The 13,660-nt window shown below is 73.2% G+C and carries 12 protein-coding genes and 1 rRNA gene; 1 reads left to right on the forward strand and 12 read right to left on the reverse strand.

The genetic code is table 11. The features are described from left to right. Nucleotides 1-65: 65 nt before the first annotated feature. The 10 genes from ACPZVR_RS24630 to ACPZVR_RS24675 are packed head-to-tail and all read right to left on the reverse strand — an operon-like array spanning nt 66 to nt 11,810. Nucleotides 66-2,594 carry a DEAD/DEAH box helicase gene (locus tag ACPZVR_RS24630; protein WP_436702331.1) on the reverse strand — a complete coding sequence of 843 codons (2,529 nt, stop codon included), beginning with the start codon at nt 2,592-2,594 and terminating at the stop codon, nt 66-68. Next, the gene (locus ACPZVR_RS24635) at nt 2,587-3,555 is read right to left on the reverse strand and encodes a site-specific tyrosine recombinase XerD (protein WP_436702332.1); all 969 of its coding nucleotides are present in this window, start codon (nt 3,553-3,555) and stop codon (nt 2,587-2,589) included. The genes ACPZVR_RS24630 and ACPZVR_RS24635 overlap by 8 nt, the downstream gene beginning before the upstream one ends. A gap of 4 nt (nt 3,556-3,559) precedes the next feature. Continuing rightward, nucleotides 3,560-4,675 carry an alanine dehydrogenase gene (gene ald, locus ACPZVR_RS24640; protein ID WP_436702333.1) on the reverse strand — a complete coding sequence of 372 codons (1,116 nt, stop codon included), beginning with the start codon at nt 4,673-4,675 and terminating at the stop codon, nt 3,560-3,562. Between the two features lie 10 nt (nt 4,676-4,685). Continuing rightward, nucleotides 4,686-5,279, reverse strand: a complete 594-nt coding sequence (locus tag ACPZVR_RS24645) for an NUDIX domain-containing protein (protein ID WP_436702334.1) — start codon at nt 5,277-5,279, stop codon at nt 4,686-4,688. Beyond that, complete coding sequence (gene pyrG, locus ACPZVR_RS24650) at nt 5,276-7,006, reverse strand: CTP synthase (protein WP_436702343.1); 1,731 nt, start codon at nt 7,004-7,006, stop codon at nt 5,276-5,278. Before pyrG ends, ACPZVR_RS24645 begins: the two co-directional genes overlap by 4 nt. A gap of 37 nt (nt 7,007-7,043) precedes the next feature. Then, nucleotides 7,044-8,798 (reverse strand): DNA repair protein RecN, encoded by a 1,755-nt coding sequence (gene recN, locus ACPZVR_RS24655; protein WP_436702335.1) that lies wholly within the window; start codon nt 8,796-8,798, stop codon nt 7,044-7,046. After that, on the reverse strand, nt 8,795-9,772 hold the full coding sequence (locus ACPZVR_RS24660; protein WP_436702336.1) for an NAD kinase: 978 nt from the start codon (nt 9,770-9,772) through the stop codon (nt 8,795-8,797). Before ACPZVR_RS24660 ends, recN begins: the two co-directional genes overlap by 4 nt. Beyond that, nucleotides 9,769-10,602, reverse strand: coding sequence for a TlyA family RNA methyltransferase (locus tag ACPZVR_RS24665; RefSeq protein WP_436702337.1), 834 nt, complete (start codon nt 10,600-10,602; stop codon nt 9,769-9,771). The genes ACPZVR_RS24660 and ACPZVR_RS24665 overlap by 4 nt, the downstream gene beginning before the upstream one ends. Beyond that, on the reverse strand, nt 10,602-10,775 hold the full coding sequence (locus ACPZVR_RS24670) for a hypothetical protein (protein ID WP_436702338.1): 174 nt from the start codon (nt 10,773-10,775) through the stop codon (nt 10,602-10,604). Before ACPZVR_RS24670 ends, ACPZVR_RS24665 begins: the two co-directional genes overlap by 1 nt. Nucleotides 10,776-10,784: 9 nt before the next feature. Further along, nucleotides 10,785-11,810 (reverse strand): HAD-IIA family hydrolase, encoded by a 1,026-nt coding sequence (locus ACPZVR_RS24675; RefSeq protein WP_436702339.1) that lies wholly within the window; start codon nt 11,808-11,810, stop codon nt 10,785-10,787. Nucleotides 11,811-11,859: 49 nt separating this feature from the next. Here ACPZVR_RS24675 and ACPZVR_RS24680 point away from each other — a divergent pair, with 49 nt between their 5' ends. Then, a complete protein-coding gene (locus ACPZVR_RS24680; RefSeq protein ID WP_436702340.1) occupies nt 11,860-13,011 on the forward strand; it encodes a DUF1015 family protein in 1,152 nt (383 codons plus the stop codon). On the opposite strand, the gene ACPZVR_RS24685 is transcribed toward ACPZVR_RS24680, so the two are convergent. Both ACPZVR_RS24685 and rrf read right to left on the reverse strand, forming a co-directional pair. After that, complete coding sequence (locus ACPZVR_RS24685) at nt 12,971-13,351, reverse strand: single-stranded DNA-binding protein (protein WP_436702341.1); 381 nt, start codon at nt 13,349-13,351, stop codon at nt 12,971-12,973. The two genes, ACPZVR_RS24680 and ACPZVR_RS24685, sit on opposite strands and share 41 nt — an antisense overlap. Before the next feature lie 235 nt (nt 13,352-13,586). Continuing rightward, nucleotides 13,587-13,660 (reverse strand): 5S ribosomal RNA (gene rrf / locus ACPZVR_RS24690); the annotation flags it as partial.

The raw sequence follows: 13,660 nt of genomic DNA on the forward strand, positions 1-13,660 counted from the left end.
CGACGGCGCGGTCGCGGTCCTGGTCGCCGGCGCAGCCGGACAGGACGAGGACGAGCAGCGCGCCGCTAGCCGCCCAGGGCGCGCATCGCCTCCGTGCGGACGACCGCCTCGCCCGCCTCGTCGGAGGCGGCGAGGTCGACCACGGCCTCGATGACCCAGTCGTGGTGGCCTTCGGGGTCGTGCAGGGTCTGGACGACGCGCCACTCCCCGGGCGTGCTCCGGTCGACGGAGAGGAGCGCCGGTCCGCGGGCATCGGCATCGGTGAGGAGCCGTTCATGCTCGTCGTAGTACCCGTCGAGTGCCGCATCCCAACGGTCCGAGGTCATCTCGGAGCCCTCGGGCTCCAGGCCGGCCAGTGCGTCGAGGTCGTCGCGCGCGACCAGCTCGACGCGCCGCCACAGCGCGTTGCGGACCATGACCTCGAAGACCCGGCCCTGCTGGCTGAGCGGCCGGGGCGGGGGCGGCGGCTCGTGGTGACTGACCTGGCGGCTCGCGTGCTCGGGGTCGTTGAGCGCCTCCCACTCGTCGAGCAGGGAGGAGTCGACCTGCCGGACCGTCTCGCCCAGCCACTCGACGAGGAGCTCCAGCTCCTCGGTCCGGTACGCCGCCGGCACGGTCTGCCGCAGCGCCCGGTAGGCGTCGGTGAGGTAGCGCAGCACCAGGCCCTCGGAGCGGGCCACCTGGTAGCGGGAGACCAGATCGGTGAACCCCATGCCCTGCTCCCACATCTGGCGCACGACCGACTTCGGCGCGAGCGCGTCGGGCGCCAGCCAGGGATGGCGCTCACGGTAGGTCTCGAAGAGCGGCTCGAGCAGGTCGTCCAGCGGCTCGGGCCAGGTGATGTCCTCGACCAGGGCCATCCGCTCGTCGTACTCGACCCCGTCGGCCTTGAGGGCCGCGATCGCCTCGCCCCGCGCGGCGTGCCGCTGGGCCATCAGCAGCGGGCGGGGCGCCTCCAGGGTCGCCTCGACGACCGAGACGACGTCGAGCGTGAACGTCTCGCTGTCGGGGTCGAGGACGTCGAGCACCGCGAGCGCGAAGTGCGACAGCGGCTGGTTGAGGGCGAAGTCCTCCGGCAGCGCCTCGGTGAGCACGTAGCGCCGGCCGAACCCGTCGACCTCGTCGAGCCGGGTCAGCACCTCGGAGGTGACCAGGCTGCGGGCCAGCCGGACCGCCCGCTTCGCCAGGCGCAGCTGACCGCGGCGCTCCTCGTGGTTGTCGGTCATCAGCCGCCGCATGACGGGGAACGCGTCCTCCTCGCGGGAGACGACGTTGACGAGCATCGCGTTGTCGACCTTCATCTGCGACTTCAGCGGCTCGGGCCTGCCCTCGACCAGCTTCGCGAAGGTCTGCTCGCTCCACACGACCGTGCCGGCCGGCGGCTTCTTGAGGTTGGGCTTGCTCGCTCGCTTCGCTCGCTTCGCATCGCTGAGCGCCGCGTTCTTGGCCTCCGCCTTCGCCTTGGCCTTCTCGTTCTCGATGACGTGCTCGGGCGCCTGGACCACGACATAGCCCGCCGTGTCGAAGCCAGCCCGGCCCGCGCGCCCGGCGATCTGGAGGAACTCCCGGGTGCGCAGCACGCGTTGGCGCGACCCGTCGAACTTCGCCAGGCCGGTGAAGAGCACCGTCCGGATCGGCACGTTGATGCCGACGCCGAGGGTGTCGGTGCCGCAGATCACGGTCAGCAGCCCGGCCTGGGCGAGCTGCTCGACCAGGCGCCGGTAGCGGGGCAGCATGCCGGCGTGGTGGACGCCGATCCCCTGCCGCAGCAGCTTGTTGAGCGTCTTGCCGAACCCGGCGGCGAAGCGCACCCCGGCGATCCGCTCGGCGATCTGCTCCTTGCGGTCCTTGGGCAGCACCGTGTCGAGCCGGCCGGGCCCGCTGAGCAGCGAGACGGCGTGCTCGACCGCGGCCGCCTGAGTGAAGTGCACGACGTACACCGGCCCCTGGCCGGTGGTGACCAGCTCCTCGAGCTTCTCCCCCAGCGGCTCCAGCGACCAGGTGAAGTCCAGCGGGACGGGGCGCTCGGCCCGGTCGACGATCGTCGTCTCGCGCCCGTTGCGCCGGGTCAGGTCGGCCGCGAGGTCGGTGGTGTCGCCGAGGGTCGCCGACATGAGCAGGAACTGCGCCTGCGGCAGCTCGATGAGCGGCACCTGCCACGCCCAGCCGCGGCCGGGCTCGCCGTAGAAGTGGAACTCGTCCATCACGACCATGCCGACGTCGGCCCGGTCGCCCTCGCGCAGCGCGATGTTCGCGAGGACCTCGGCGGTGCACGCGATGATCGGCGCGTCGGCGTTGACGGCGACGTCGCCGGTCAGCATGCCGACGTCGGCGGCACCGAAGATCTCGACCAGGTCGAAGAACTTCTCGCTCACCAGTGCCTTGATCGGCGCGGTGTAGAAGGTCACCCGGTCGTCGGCGAGCGCGCCCATCGCCGCCGCCATCGCCACCAGCGACTTGCCCGACCCGGTCGGCGTCGCGAGCACCACGTTGTCGCCGGCCAGCAGCGCGAGGATCGCGTCCTCCTGGTGCGGGTAGAGCTCGAGGCCGCGCCCCTCGGCATACTCGAGGATCCGGTCGTACGCGTCAGCCATGGCGGGCCCTCGGGTGCGCGGTGGCGAAGACCTCGCGCAGGTTGTCGACGGTGACGAGCGTGTAGACCTGCGTCGTGGTCACCGACGCGTGCCCGAGCAGCTCCTGGACCACGCGGACGTCGGCGCCACCGTCGAGCAGGTGGGTCGCGAACGAGTGCCGCAGCGTGTGGGGCGAGACGTCGCGGGTCACCCCGGCCCGCTCGGCGGCCTTGACCAGCACCGCCCACGCCGACTGACGCGAGAGCCGGCCGCCGCGGGAGTTGAGGAGGAGCGCCGCGGCGCCGCTCGAGCCGGTCGCGACCCCGACCAGGGCCGGCCGTCCTCGCACGAGGTACGCCGTCAGCGCGGCCCGCGCGTAGGAGCCGACCGGCACCAGGCGTTCCTTGCCGCCCTTGCCGCGCAGCAGCAGGGTCGCGTCGGCGGGGTCGAGCGCCGGCTCGGCGAGGTGGCTGACGTCGTCGACGTCGAGGCCGACCGCCTCGGAGATCCGGGCACCGGTGCCGTAGAGGATCTCGAGCAGCGCCCGGTCGCGCAGCGCGAGCGGGGTGTCCGCGGCCCCGGCCGCCTCGAGGATCGCCTCGACGTCGGCGAGCGGAAGGGCCTTCGGCAGTCGCTTGGCGGGCGTCGGCGGCTTGACGCCGGCGGCCGGGTCGGCGACGGCGAGCCCGTCGGCGACCGCGAACCTGTGGAAGCCGCGCACGGCGACCACCGTGCGCGCCGCGCTCGACGCGCTCAGCGGCGGGTGCTCGCCGTCGCCTTCGCGCAGCCGGGTCTTGAACTCGGTGACCGTGGCCTCGGTGACGTCGTCGAGCCGGTCGATCCCGACGCCGGCGAGGTACGCGCGATAGCGCCGGAGGTCGCGCCGGTAGGAGGTCAGCGTGTTCGCCGCCAGTCCCTTCTCGACGCTCAGGTGGTCCAGGTACGTGCGGACCGCCCGGTCCACCGCGCCTGTGCCCTTCACGCGGTCAGGCTAGCGCCTCGGCCACGGCGACCGACGCGATGCCGGTGGCCTCGCCGACCGGGGCGTTGGTGAGCACGCCCGCGTGGGTGTTGATGCCGAGCGCCAGACTCGCGTCCGCCCGGCACGCGTCGCGCCATCCCTGGTCGGCCAGCGCGACGGCGTACGGCAAGGTCGCGTTGGTCAGCGCGTAGGTCGACGTGTTCGGCACCGCGCCGGGCATGTTCGCCACGCAGTAGAACGTCGAGCCGTGCACCTGGTAGGTCGGGTCGGCGTGCGTCGTGGGACGCGGGTCCTCGAAGCAGCCGCCCTGGTCCACCGCGATGTCCACCAGCACCGAGCCCGGCTTCATGCGTGACACCAGCTCGTTGGACACCAGCTTCGGCGCCGCTGCCCCGGGGATCAGCACCGCCCCGATGACCAGGTCGGCCTCGGTGACCTGCTGCTCGATCGCCAGCCGGGACGACGCCAGGCCGTGCACCCGGTTGTTGTAGCGCCAAAACGACATCCGCAGCTTGTCCAGGTCGGTGTCGAGCAGCGTGACGTCCGCCCCCATGCCGAGCGCGATGTTGGCGGCGTTCTGGCCGGCGACCCCGGCGCCGATCACCACGACCTTCGCGTTCGCCACGCCGCCGACCCCGCCCATGAGCACCCCGCGGCCGCCCTGGGCCCTCATCAGGGAGTAGGCACCCACCTGCGGCGCGAGACAGCCCGCGACCTCGGACATGGGGTAGAGCAGTGGCAGTGCCCCCGACGGCAGCTGCACCGTCTCGTAGGCGATCGCGGTGACCCGGCGCGCGAGCAGCTCGTCGGTCAACGGCTTGTCCGCGGCGAGGTGGAGGTAGGTGAAGAGCACCTGCCCCTCCCGCATCCGGTGGTACTCCTCGGCGACCGGCTCCTTGACCTTGAGCACCATCTCGGCCGCGCTCCAGACCGCGTCGGCGTCGGGCAGGATCCTCGCCCCGGACGCGGCATAGTCGGCGTCGCTGATCGAGGACCCCTCCCCCGCGCCGGCCTGGACCATGACCTCGTGCCCGTGGGCGACCAGCTCGTGGACGCCGACCGGCGTGATGGCGACGCGGTACTCGTGGTTCTTGACTTCCTTCGGCACGCCGATGCGCATACCGGGCAATCTACGCCCGCGAGCGCCGCTCCCGCAGGAGGTGACAGGCGAGGACGGCCTGGACGACCGGCCCGTCGGTGACGTCACCGGCGAGGATCGCGTCGACGAGCTCGGGGAACGGCACCCAGAAGGTCTCGAGGTCGGCCTCCTCGTGCCGCAGCACGAAGTCTCCGCGGTCCGCGGGAGCCAGCCCTTCGGCGAGGTAGTAGTGGATCCGCTCGGCGGAGTAGCCCGGCGAGCTGAGCGTCGAGAGCAGGTGGGTCCAGCGCTCGGCCGACAGCGCCGCCTCCTCACGCAGCTCGCGCCGCGCGACCTGCTCGGGGTCCTCCCCCTCGTGGTCGATCACGCCCGCCGGGAGCTCGACGAGGCGGTGCTGCGCCGGGTGGCGGTACTGCCGCAGGCAGAGCACCCGGTCCTCGTCGTCGACGGCCAGGACGACGGCCGCGCCGGGGTGCTCGAGCACGAGGCGGCGGAACGGCTCCTCGTCCACGGCGCCGGGCCGCCGGATCCGGTCGGAGCGGAAGGCGACCACCCAGTCGTCGCGATGCAGGTCGGTACTGTCCTCGACCGGCCACGACTCGGGGACGTCGCGCAGTGGGCTCACTGCTCGGCTGCGGTCTCGACGGGCTCGGCGTGCAGGTTCGAGTCGTCGATCTCGAGCCGGGTCTCGCGCTGCCGCTCGATGGCGGCGCCGACCAGGCCGGCGAACAGCGGGTGGGGGCGGGTCGGCCGGGAGCGCAGCTCGGGATGCGCCTGGGTGCCGATGTAGTAGGGGTGGACGTCGCGCGGCAGCTCGACGAACTCGACCAGGTCGAGCTCCGCGTTGAGCCCGGAGAACACCAGGCCGGCCTTCTCCAGCTGCGGACGGTAGGCGTTGTTGACCTCGTAGCGGTGGCGGTGCCGCTCCTCGATCACCTCGGCGCCGTAGACCTCGCGCGCGATCGTGCCGGGCGCGAGATGTGCCGGGTAGAGGCCGAGGCGCATCGTGCCGCCGAGGTCGCCGGCGCCCTCGACGATCGACTTCTGCTCCTCCATCGTGGCGATCACCGGCTCCGGGGTGTCGGGATCGAACTCGGTCGACCCGGCCTTCGTGAGTCCCAGCTCGGTGCGGGCGTACTCGATCACCATCGACTGCAGGCCCAGGCACAGCCCCAGGGTGGGGATGCCGTGGGTCCGCGCGTAGGTGAGCGCCCCGAGCTTGCCCTCGAGGCCGCGGATGCCGAAGCCACCGGGGACGCAGATCGCGTCGACGTCGGAGAGGTGCTTGGTCGCGCCGGCCGGGGTCTCGCACTCGTCGGAGGCGACCCAGCGGATGTGCACCTTCGCCTCGTGCGCGAAGCCACCGGCACGCAGCGCCTCGGTCACCGAGAGGTACGCGTCGTGGAGGTCGATGTACTTGCCGACCAGCGCGACGGTGACGTCCTCCTTCGGGTGGTGCACCCGGCGGAGCAGGTCGTCCCAGACCGTCCAGTCCACGTCGCGGAAGGGCAGGTTGAGCCGGCGCACGACGTAGGCGTCGAGGCCCTGCCGGTGCAGCACCTTCGGGATGTCGTAGATCGACGGCGCGTCGGCCGCGGTGACGACGGCCTCCTGGTCGACGTCGCACATCAGGGAGATCTTGCGCTTGATGCCCTCGGGCAGCTCACGGTCGGCGCGGCAGACCACGGCGTCGGGCTGGATGCCGACCTGGCGCAGCGCGGCGACGGAGTGCTGGGTGGGCTTGGTCTTCAGCTCCCCGGAGGGGCCGATGAACGGCACCAGCGAGACGTGGAGGAAGAAGCAGTTGTCGCGGCCGATGTCGTGGCGGACCTGGCGCGCGGCCTCCAGGAACGGCAGGGACTCGATGTCGCCGACCGTGCCGCCGATCTCGGTGATCACCACATCGACCGGCTCGCCGTACCCCATCGCGAGGATCCGGTCCTTGATCTCGTTGGTGATGTGCGGGATCACCTGGACCGTGTCGCCGAGGTACTCGCCCTTGCGCTCCTTGGCGATCACCGAGGAGTAGACCTGCCCGGTGGTGACATTGGCGATCTGGTTGAGGTCGGTGTCGAGGAAGCGCTCGTAGTGGCCGATGTCGAGGTCGGTCTCCGCGCCGTCGTTGGTGACGAACACCTCGCCGTGCTGGAACGGGTTCATCGTCCCGGGGTCGACGTTCAGGTAGGGGTCGAGCTTCTGCATCGTGACCCGCAGCCCGCGCGAGCGCAGCAGCCGGCCGAGGCTGGAGGCGGTGAGCCCCTTGCCCAGCGAGGAGGCGACACCTCCGGTGACGAAGACGTGCTTTGCCTGTTGATTCTGCCCGCGCTGTGTCTGACCGTAGGGGGACGCCATGTTCACGGGATTCCATCCTACGTCATGCCGGGGAGTTTCACGGTGCCCGCGGGGCGTTTCGCGCGAGCTCGAGCAGCTCCCGGGCATGGGCCAGCGCGGTGTCGGACTCGGCGAGGCCCGCCAGCATGCGGGACAGCTCACGCTCGCGCCCCGAGTCGTCGAGGGTCACCAGCCCCGAGCTGGTCACCGAGCCGTCGCTGGACTTCTCGACCAGCACGTGCCGGTCGGCGAACGCCGCGACCTGGGGCAGGTGGGTCACGACGAGGACCTGGGCCTGCTCGGCGAGCGTCGCGAGCCGCCGCCCGATCTCCACCGCGGCGGCGCCGCCGACGCCAGAGTCGACCTCGTCGAACACGAACGTCGGCACCGGGCTCGTGCCCGCCAGGCACACCTCGACCGCCAGCATGACCCGCGACAGCTCGCCGCCGGAGGCGCCCTTGTGCAGCGGACGCGGCTCGGAGCCGGTGTTGGCAGCCAGCAGGAACTCGACGTCGTCGAGCCCACTGCGCCCGAAGCGCACCCAGCGCTCCCCCACCCGCAGGACGTCGGCCGGCGGGTGCGCGGGGTCGGCCGGCTGCTCCGTCGCACGGGGCGAGACCCGGATCGTCACCACGGCGTGCGGCATCGCCAGCAGCGTGAGCTCCTCGGAGACCGCGGCGCCGAGGCGGCCGGCGGCCTCGACCCGCGCCTCGCTGAGCCTGCTGCCCGCCGTCGCCAGGTCGGCCCGGAGCCTGGTCGCCTCGGCGGTCAGCTCCTTGATCCGGTCGTCGGTCGAGTCGAGGTCGATCAGCCGCATCGCCGACCGCTCGGCCCAGGCCAGGACCTCGTCGATCGACTCGCCGTACTTGCGGGTGAGGCCGGTCAGCGCCGCTCGGCGCTCCGACACCGCCGCCAGGCGCGCCGGATCGGTGTCGACCCCCGAGGCGTACGACGCGACGTCGGCCGCGACATCGGAGAGCAGGTAGCTCACCTCGGCGACCCGGTCGGCCAGGGCAGCCGCCTCGGGGTCGTGATCGCGGACGCCCTCGAGCAGGGCGCGTGCCGCGGCCACCGCCGCGAGCCCATCGGGCGATCCGTGCTCGCTGGAGAGGGCCTCCCGCGCCTGCTCGGCCGCGCCCCGCAGGGTGTCGGCGTGCCCGAGACGCGCCTCCTCGGCCGCCAGCTCGGCGTCCTCGCCGGGCTGGGGCGCGACCGCGGCGACCTCGTCGACGCCGAACCGCAGCAGGTCCGCCTCGCGGGCGCGCTCGCGGGCCGTGGCGGTGACCTCCGCCAGCTCGCGCTCCGTGGCGACGAGCCGGTCATGGACCTCGGCGTAGGCGGCGTGCACCTCCTCCAGGGCACCGAACCGGTCCAGTGCCTGGCGCTGGGTCTGTGCCTTGAGCAGCCGGTGCTGGTCGGACTGGCCGTGCACGGCGACGAGCGGCTCGGCGAGGCCGGCCAGGGTCGCGACCGGCACGGCGGCACCGCCGGCGAAGGCCCGGGACCGGCCCTCAGCGCTCACATTGCGCGCCAGCACGACCCCGTCGTCCTCGGCCTCGCCGCCGGCCTCCTCGACCGCGGCGACCAGGCCGGGCAGCGCGGTGGCCGCGACGAGTCCCTCGACCCGTGCCTGCTTCGCGCCGGCGCGGACCGCGCCGCTGTCGGCGCGCCCGCCGAGCAGCAGACCGAGCGCGGTGACCACCATGGTCTTGCCGGCACCGGTCTCACCCGTGATGACGGTCAGGCCCGGGCCGAGCTCCAGCGTCGAGGAGTCGATGACCCCCAGCGAGCTGATCCGGATCTCCTCGATCACCCGACATCTCCTGTCGTCGCGGATCCGCCGTGGCGGCGCTGGCGCCGTTCCGCCGCGCCGCGCCAGCCCTCGACGGACAACCCGAACTTGGCCACCAGCCGGTCGGTGAACGGCGCCTGGTGCAGGCGCACCAGGCGGACCGGGCGCTCGCCCCGGCTCACCTCGATCCGCGCCCCGAGGGGCAGGTCGACACTGCGCCGACCGTCGCACCACAGCACGCCGGAGCCCTGGTTGCCCTCCAGGACCTCGATCGCGATGACCGACGACGGCGCGACCACCATCGGCCGGGCGAACAGCGCGTGCGCGCTCAGCGGGACGATGCACAGCGCCTCGACCTGCGGCCACACGATCGGCCCGCCGGCGCTGAAGTTGTAGGCCGTCGAGCCGGTCGGCGTCGCGCAGACCACCCCGTCGCAGCCCCATCGCGACAGTGGCCGGTCGTCGATCTCGACCACGACCTCCAGCATCCGCTCCCGGGCGGCCTTCTCGACGCTGGCCTCGTTGACGGCGAACGTCGAGTAGACCAGTCGCCCGTCGACGTACGCCTTGACGTCGAGCGTGAGCCGGTCCTCGGTGGTGTAGCGCTGGTGGACGATCGCGTCGATCGTCGCCGCGACATCCTCGTGCTCGGCCTCGGCGAGGAAGCCGACGTGACCGAGGTTGACGCCGAGCACCGGCGTCGACCGCTGATGGGTGACCTCGGCGGCCCGCAGGATGCTGCCGTCGCCACCGAGGACCACCGTCAGCTCGCAGCCGTGGCTCGCGTCGGACTCGGAGTCGGTGAGCTCGACCGAGGGCACGTAGTCCTCCGGCGCCAGGTCGAGATCGTCGGCCTCGTGCCGCAGCAGCCGGACGACGATGCCGTGGCCGGTCAGCTCCTTGACGAAGGCGCGCGCGACCTCGCGGGCCTCGCTGCGCCCGGTGTGGGCGAGCACGAGCACCCGCCGGGGCGCGTCGGTCGTCGCTGAGGTCATGGGCCCACCCTCTCATCCGCGTCCGACGTGCCGCGCCGGACGACCGCGGCGAGCTCCTCGTCCGCCACGGCGGCCGGCCCCCGGCGCAGCCAGAGGAAGAACTCGACGTTGCCCGAGGGGCCCGGCAGCGGGCTCACCGTCACCGCCCGGGCGCCCCAGCCGCGATCCGCGGCCGCCCGCGCGACCGCGAGCACCGTCTCGACCCACAGCTCCGGGTCGCGGACCACCCCGCCCTTGCCGAGCCGGTCCTTGCCGACCTCGAACTGGGGCTTGACCATGAGGGCGAGATCGCCGTCGGGCCGGGTGACCCCGAGCAGGGCGTCGAGCACCAGCGTCAGCGAGATGAAGGACAGGTCGCCGACCACGAGGTCGACCGGACCGCCGATGTCGTCGGTCGTGAGGGTGCGGACGTTGGTCCGGTCGTGCACGATCACCCGCTCGTGCTGCTGCAGCGACCAGTGCAGTTGCCCGTAGCCCACGTCGACCGCGACCACCTCGGCCGCTCCCGAGCGCAGCAGGACGTCGGTGAAGCCGCCCGTCGACGCGCCCGCGTCGAGGCAGCGCCGACCGCTCACCGTGAGCCCGAGCGGGGTGAAGGCGGCCAGCGCTCCTACGAGCTTGTGGGCGCCGCGCGAGACGTAGTCCGGCCCATGCTCGCCCTCCTTGACCACGATGGCGACGTCGGTCGTCACACCGGTGGCCGCCTTGGACGCGACCGATCCGGCGACCCTGACCCGACCGTCGGCGATCAGCTGGGCGGCGCGCTCACGAGACGGCGCCAGCCCGCGGCGGACCAGCTCCGCGTCGAGGCGCAGTCGGCGCGGCGGCACTACGGTGCGGCGGGCGGGTCGTCGAGCGTCCGCCGCAGCTCGCCGTGCGCCTCCTCGAACACGCGCGCGTGCTCCTCGATCGGACGCTCGGTGAGCCCCGCGACGAGGTCGAGCACGCGGTCGACGGCATCGATGCCGGTGGGCGTCGGCGCCGGAACACCTACCTCGGTCATGACGTGAGGCTACCGCGCCACCGGACCCGGTTCGGGGACCCGTGCCGACGCGACGTCCGGGGTCGCACCGCTCCGGTCCCGGTGGTCCCACCCGGTCACGGCCGCCACGCGCCACCAGTCGGCGGCGGACGCGTCCGCGCCGGTCCGCTCGATCTCGAGCCGGCCGCCGGCGACCCGCCCGGTCCACCCGCCGAGGCGCCAGCGTCCGTCGCCGAGATCCTGCGGCGCGCCGTGCGGCACGGTCAGCCCGCCGAGGTCGGGCGCGATGTAGGCCGGCCGCTCGATCGGCGCCGCGGCGACGAGCTCGCGCAGCCCGGTCACGCCCGTCAGCACCAGCAGGGCGTCGACGCCCGCGTTGTGTGCCCCCTCGATGTCGGTGTCGAGCCGGTCGCCGACCATGAGCGGTCGCCGGCCGCCCACGCGGCGCACGGTCTCGTCGAGCAGCGGACGGGCCGGCTTGCCCGCCACCTGCGGCGTCACGCCGGTGAACCGCTGCATCATGTCCACCAGGACCCCGTGCCCCGGAGCCACGCCGTAGGTCGTCGGGATGGTGTGGTCGGTGTTGCTCGCCAGCCACGGCAAGCCGTCGCGGATCCGCACCGCCGCCTGCATGATGTCGCGCCACAGCAGGTCCGGGCCGTACCCGCTCACGGCCGCCACCGCCTCGGCGTCCCCGTCGACGGCGTGCAGTCCGACCTCGGCGAGTGCGGACCGCAGTCCCGGCCCGCCCAGGCACAGCACCGGAGCGCCCGCGCCGAACCGCTCGACCAGGAGGCGCGCCGCCGCCTGGGCGCTCGTCACCACATCGTCCCGCTCGGCGGGTACGCCGAGGTCGCGGAGGTGCTCGGCCACGACCTCGGCCGAGCGGGAGGCGTTGTTGGTGATGAAGGCGACGCGCATGCCCGCCTCCCGGGCCCGAGCCAAGTGTCCCGCGGCCCCGTCCACGGCGTGCTGTCCGATGTAGACGACTCCGTCGAGGTCCAGCATCGCGAGGTCGTAGACGTCGGCCAGGGGTGCGGTCGAGGTGAGCAACACGGCACCACCATGCCACCTCGCGCCACCACGGCCTCCGTACGATGCCCTGATGGACGCGACAGCCCTGGTCACACCGCCGTACGTGGCCGGGCCGTTGCGTCTCGAGCCGTTCCCCGCCCTCATGCTGACGCCCGCGCGGGTCGGGAACCCGATCACCGGACGCGCCTTCGCCCGGCCCTACAGGGACGTCTCGGCGCGCCTCCAGCGCTGGCAGGCGCGGGGCCTGGTCACCGCCGACACCGAACCGGCGCTCTACCTGCACGAGTACAGCGCCAACGGGATGACGGTGCGCGGCCTGGTCGGCGCGCTCGACGTCTCCCGGCGCGCCGCCCGGCCCGAGGACCGCGCGGTCCTGCCCCATGAGGGCATCCATCCGGCGCAGGCCGACGAGCTGGCCGACCGCATGGACGAGATGCAGCTCAACCCGGCACCGATCCTCCTCGTGCATCACGGCAGCCGCCGGTTGCGCGCCCTCCTGGCCGAGATCGCCCGCCGCGACCCGGATCACGCCTTCACCGACCGCGGGGGCCAGGAGCACCGGATCTGGGCGGAGCGCTCCCCCGACACGCTGGCGGACATTGCCACCGAGCTCGCCGAGGGCCGCGCCCTCATCGCCGACGGCCACCACCGCTATGCGGCCTACCTGCGGCTCCAGCGTCGGCGGGTCGCCGGCCCGACCGAGCCCCGTCCCACCGATCTGGGCCTGGCGATGCTCGTCGACCAGGCGGACACGCCGCTGTTCCTCGGGCCGATCCACCGCACGTTCGGCGGCACCTCGCTGGACGACCTTCGTGACGCCGCCGAGACACTCGGACTCGAGTACCGCGCGCGCCCCCAGCCCGAAGCGGTCCAGGCGCTCTCCTCGACCCACATCGCCGCCACGGACGGTGAGCGCTGGGCCGTGGTGCGCCTCGGCAACGGCCCGGACGAGGCAGCGGTCGAGACGCTCCACCGGCGCATCGTGCCGGCACTCCCGCACGGCCCCACGGGCATCGCCTACCACCACACGGTGGAGGAGGCGCTCGGCGGGGCGCGCGTCGACGCCATCGCCGTCTTGATGCCGGCCCCGTCGGTCGAGCTCGTGCTCCGCATCGCCGAGGCAGACCGGCTGCTCCCGGAGAAGGCGACCTCCTTCCAGCCCAAGCCCAGCCTGGGCGTGCTCATCCGCTCGCTGCGCGACGCAGCACCCGGGCCGCGGTGACCTCGACCTCGACCCGCGAGGCGGTCTGGCCGCGCGAGCGGTAGAACCTGCGCCGCAACGCCCCCTCGACGCCGACCACGTCGCCGGCGCGCCAGGTCCGCATCGATCGCCGCACCCGTGCCGACCAGCCGGCCAGGTCCACGACATCGACCGAGGGCCCCTTGCGCCCGGAGGCGAGCACCCGCACCTGGGGACGCGGCACGATCACGCGACAGGTCCAGAGCCGGTCGCCACTCGGCAGCACCCGCTCCTCGGGGTCCGCCGCGACCCGTCCGCTCAGCATCACCGTGTTGGCCACCGCCTCCGGCGCCGCAGCGCCCGCCACCTGGTCGACCGCCATCGCCATGCCACCTCCCGAGATCTCGTCGTGACGAGCGCGACCGCCCGTCCTGTCGAGACCATGGTGCGCCGCGGGTGCGCCAGCGAGGCCCGGCACCGCCCGCTCCTGTGGAGAACCCACGGGAGCAGCCCGCCTGGGGACGAACGACGGCACGTCGACCGACCGCTGGGGCAGGAGATGCGGCGAAAAAGAACTCAGGGCCAGCACACGAGGTGCTGGCCCTGAGCCAATATTTGTCCGGCGGCGTCCTACTCTCCCACATCCTCTCGGTTGCAGTACCATCGGCGCTGGCAGGCTTAACTTCCGGGT

The sequence above is a fragment of the Nocardioides segetis genome (assembly GCF_051390595.1).
Lineage (GTDB): Bacteria > Actinomycetota > Actinomycetes > Propionibacteriales > Nocardioidaceae > Nocardioides.

Bases quoted from the DNA above. Each gene is read 5' to 3' on its own strand.
- ACPZVR_RS24630 (WP_436702331.1), bottom strand. From the start codon at position 2,594: ATGGCTGACGCGTACGACCGGATCCTCGAGTATGCCGAGGGGCGCGGC.
- ald (WP_436702333.1), bottom strand. From the start codon at position 4,675: ATGCGCATCGGCGTGCCGAAGGAAGTCAAGAACCACGAGTACCGCGTC.
- pyrG (WP_436702343.1), bottom strand. From the start codon at position 7,006: ATGGCGTCCCCCTACGGTCAGACACAGCGCGGGCAGAATCAACAGGCA.
- ACPZVR_RS24660 (WP_436702336.1), bottom strand. From the start codon at position 9,772: ATGACCTCAGCGACGACCGACGCGCCCCGGCGGGTGCTCGTGCTCGCC.
- ACPZVR_RS24670 (WP_436702338.1), bottom strand. From the start codon at position 10,775: ATGACCGAGGTAGGTGTTCCGGCGCCGACGCCCACCGGCATCGATGCC.
- ACPZVR_RS24680 (WP_436702340.1), top strand. From the start codon at position 11,860: ATGGACGCGACAGCCCTGGTCACACCGCCGTACGTGGCCGGGCCGTTG.
- ACPZVR_RS24685 (WP_436702341.1), bottom strand. From the start codon at position 13,351: ATGGCGGTCGACCAGGTGGCGGGCGCTGCGGCGCCGGAGGCGGTGGCC.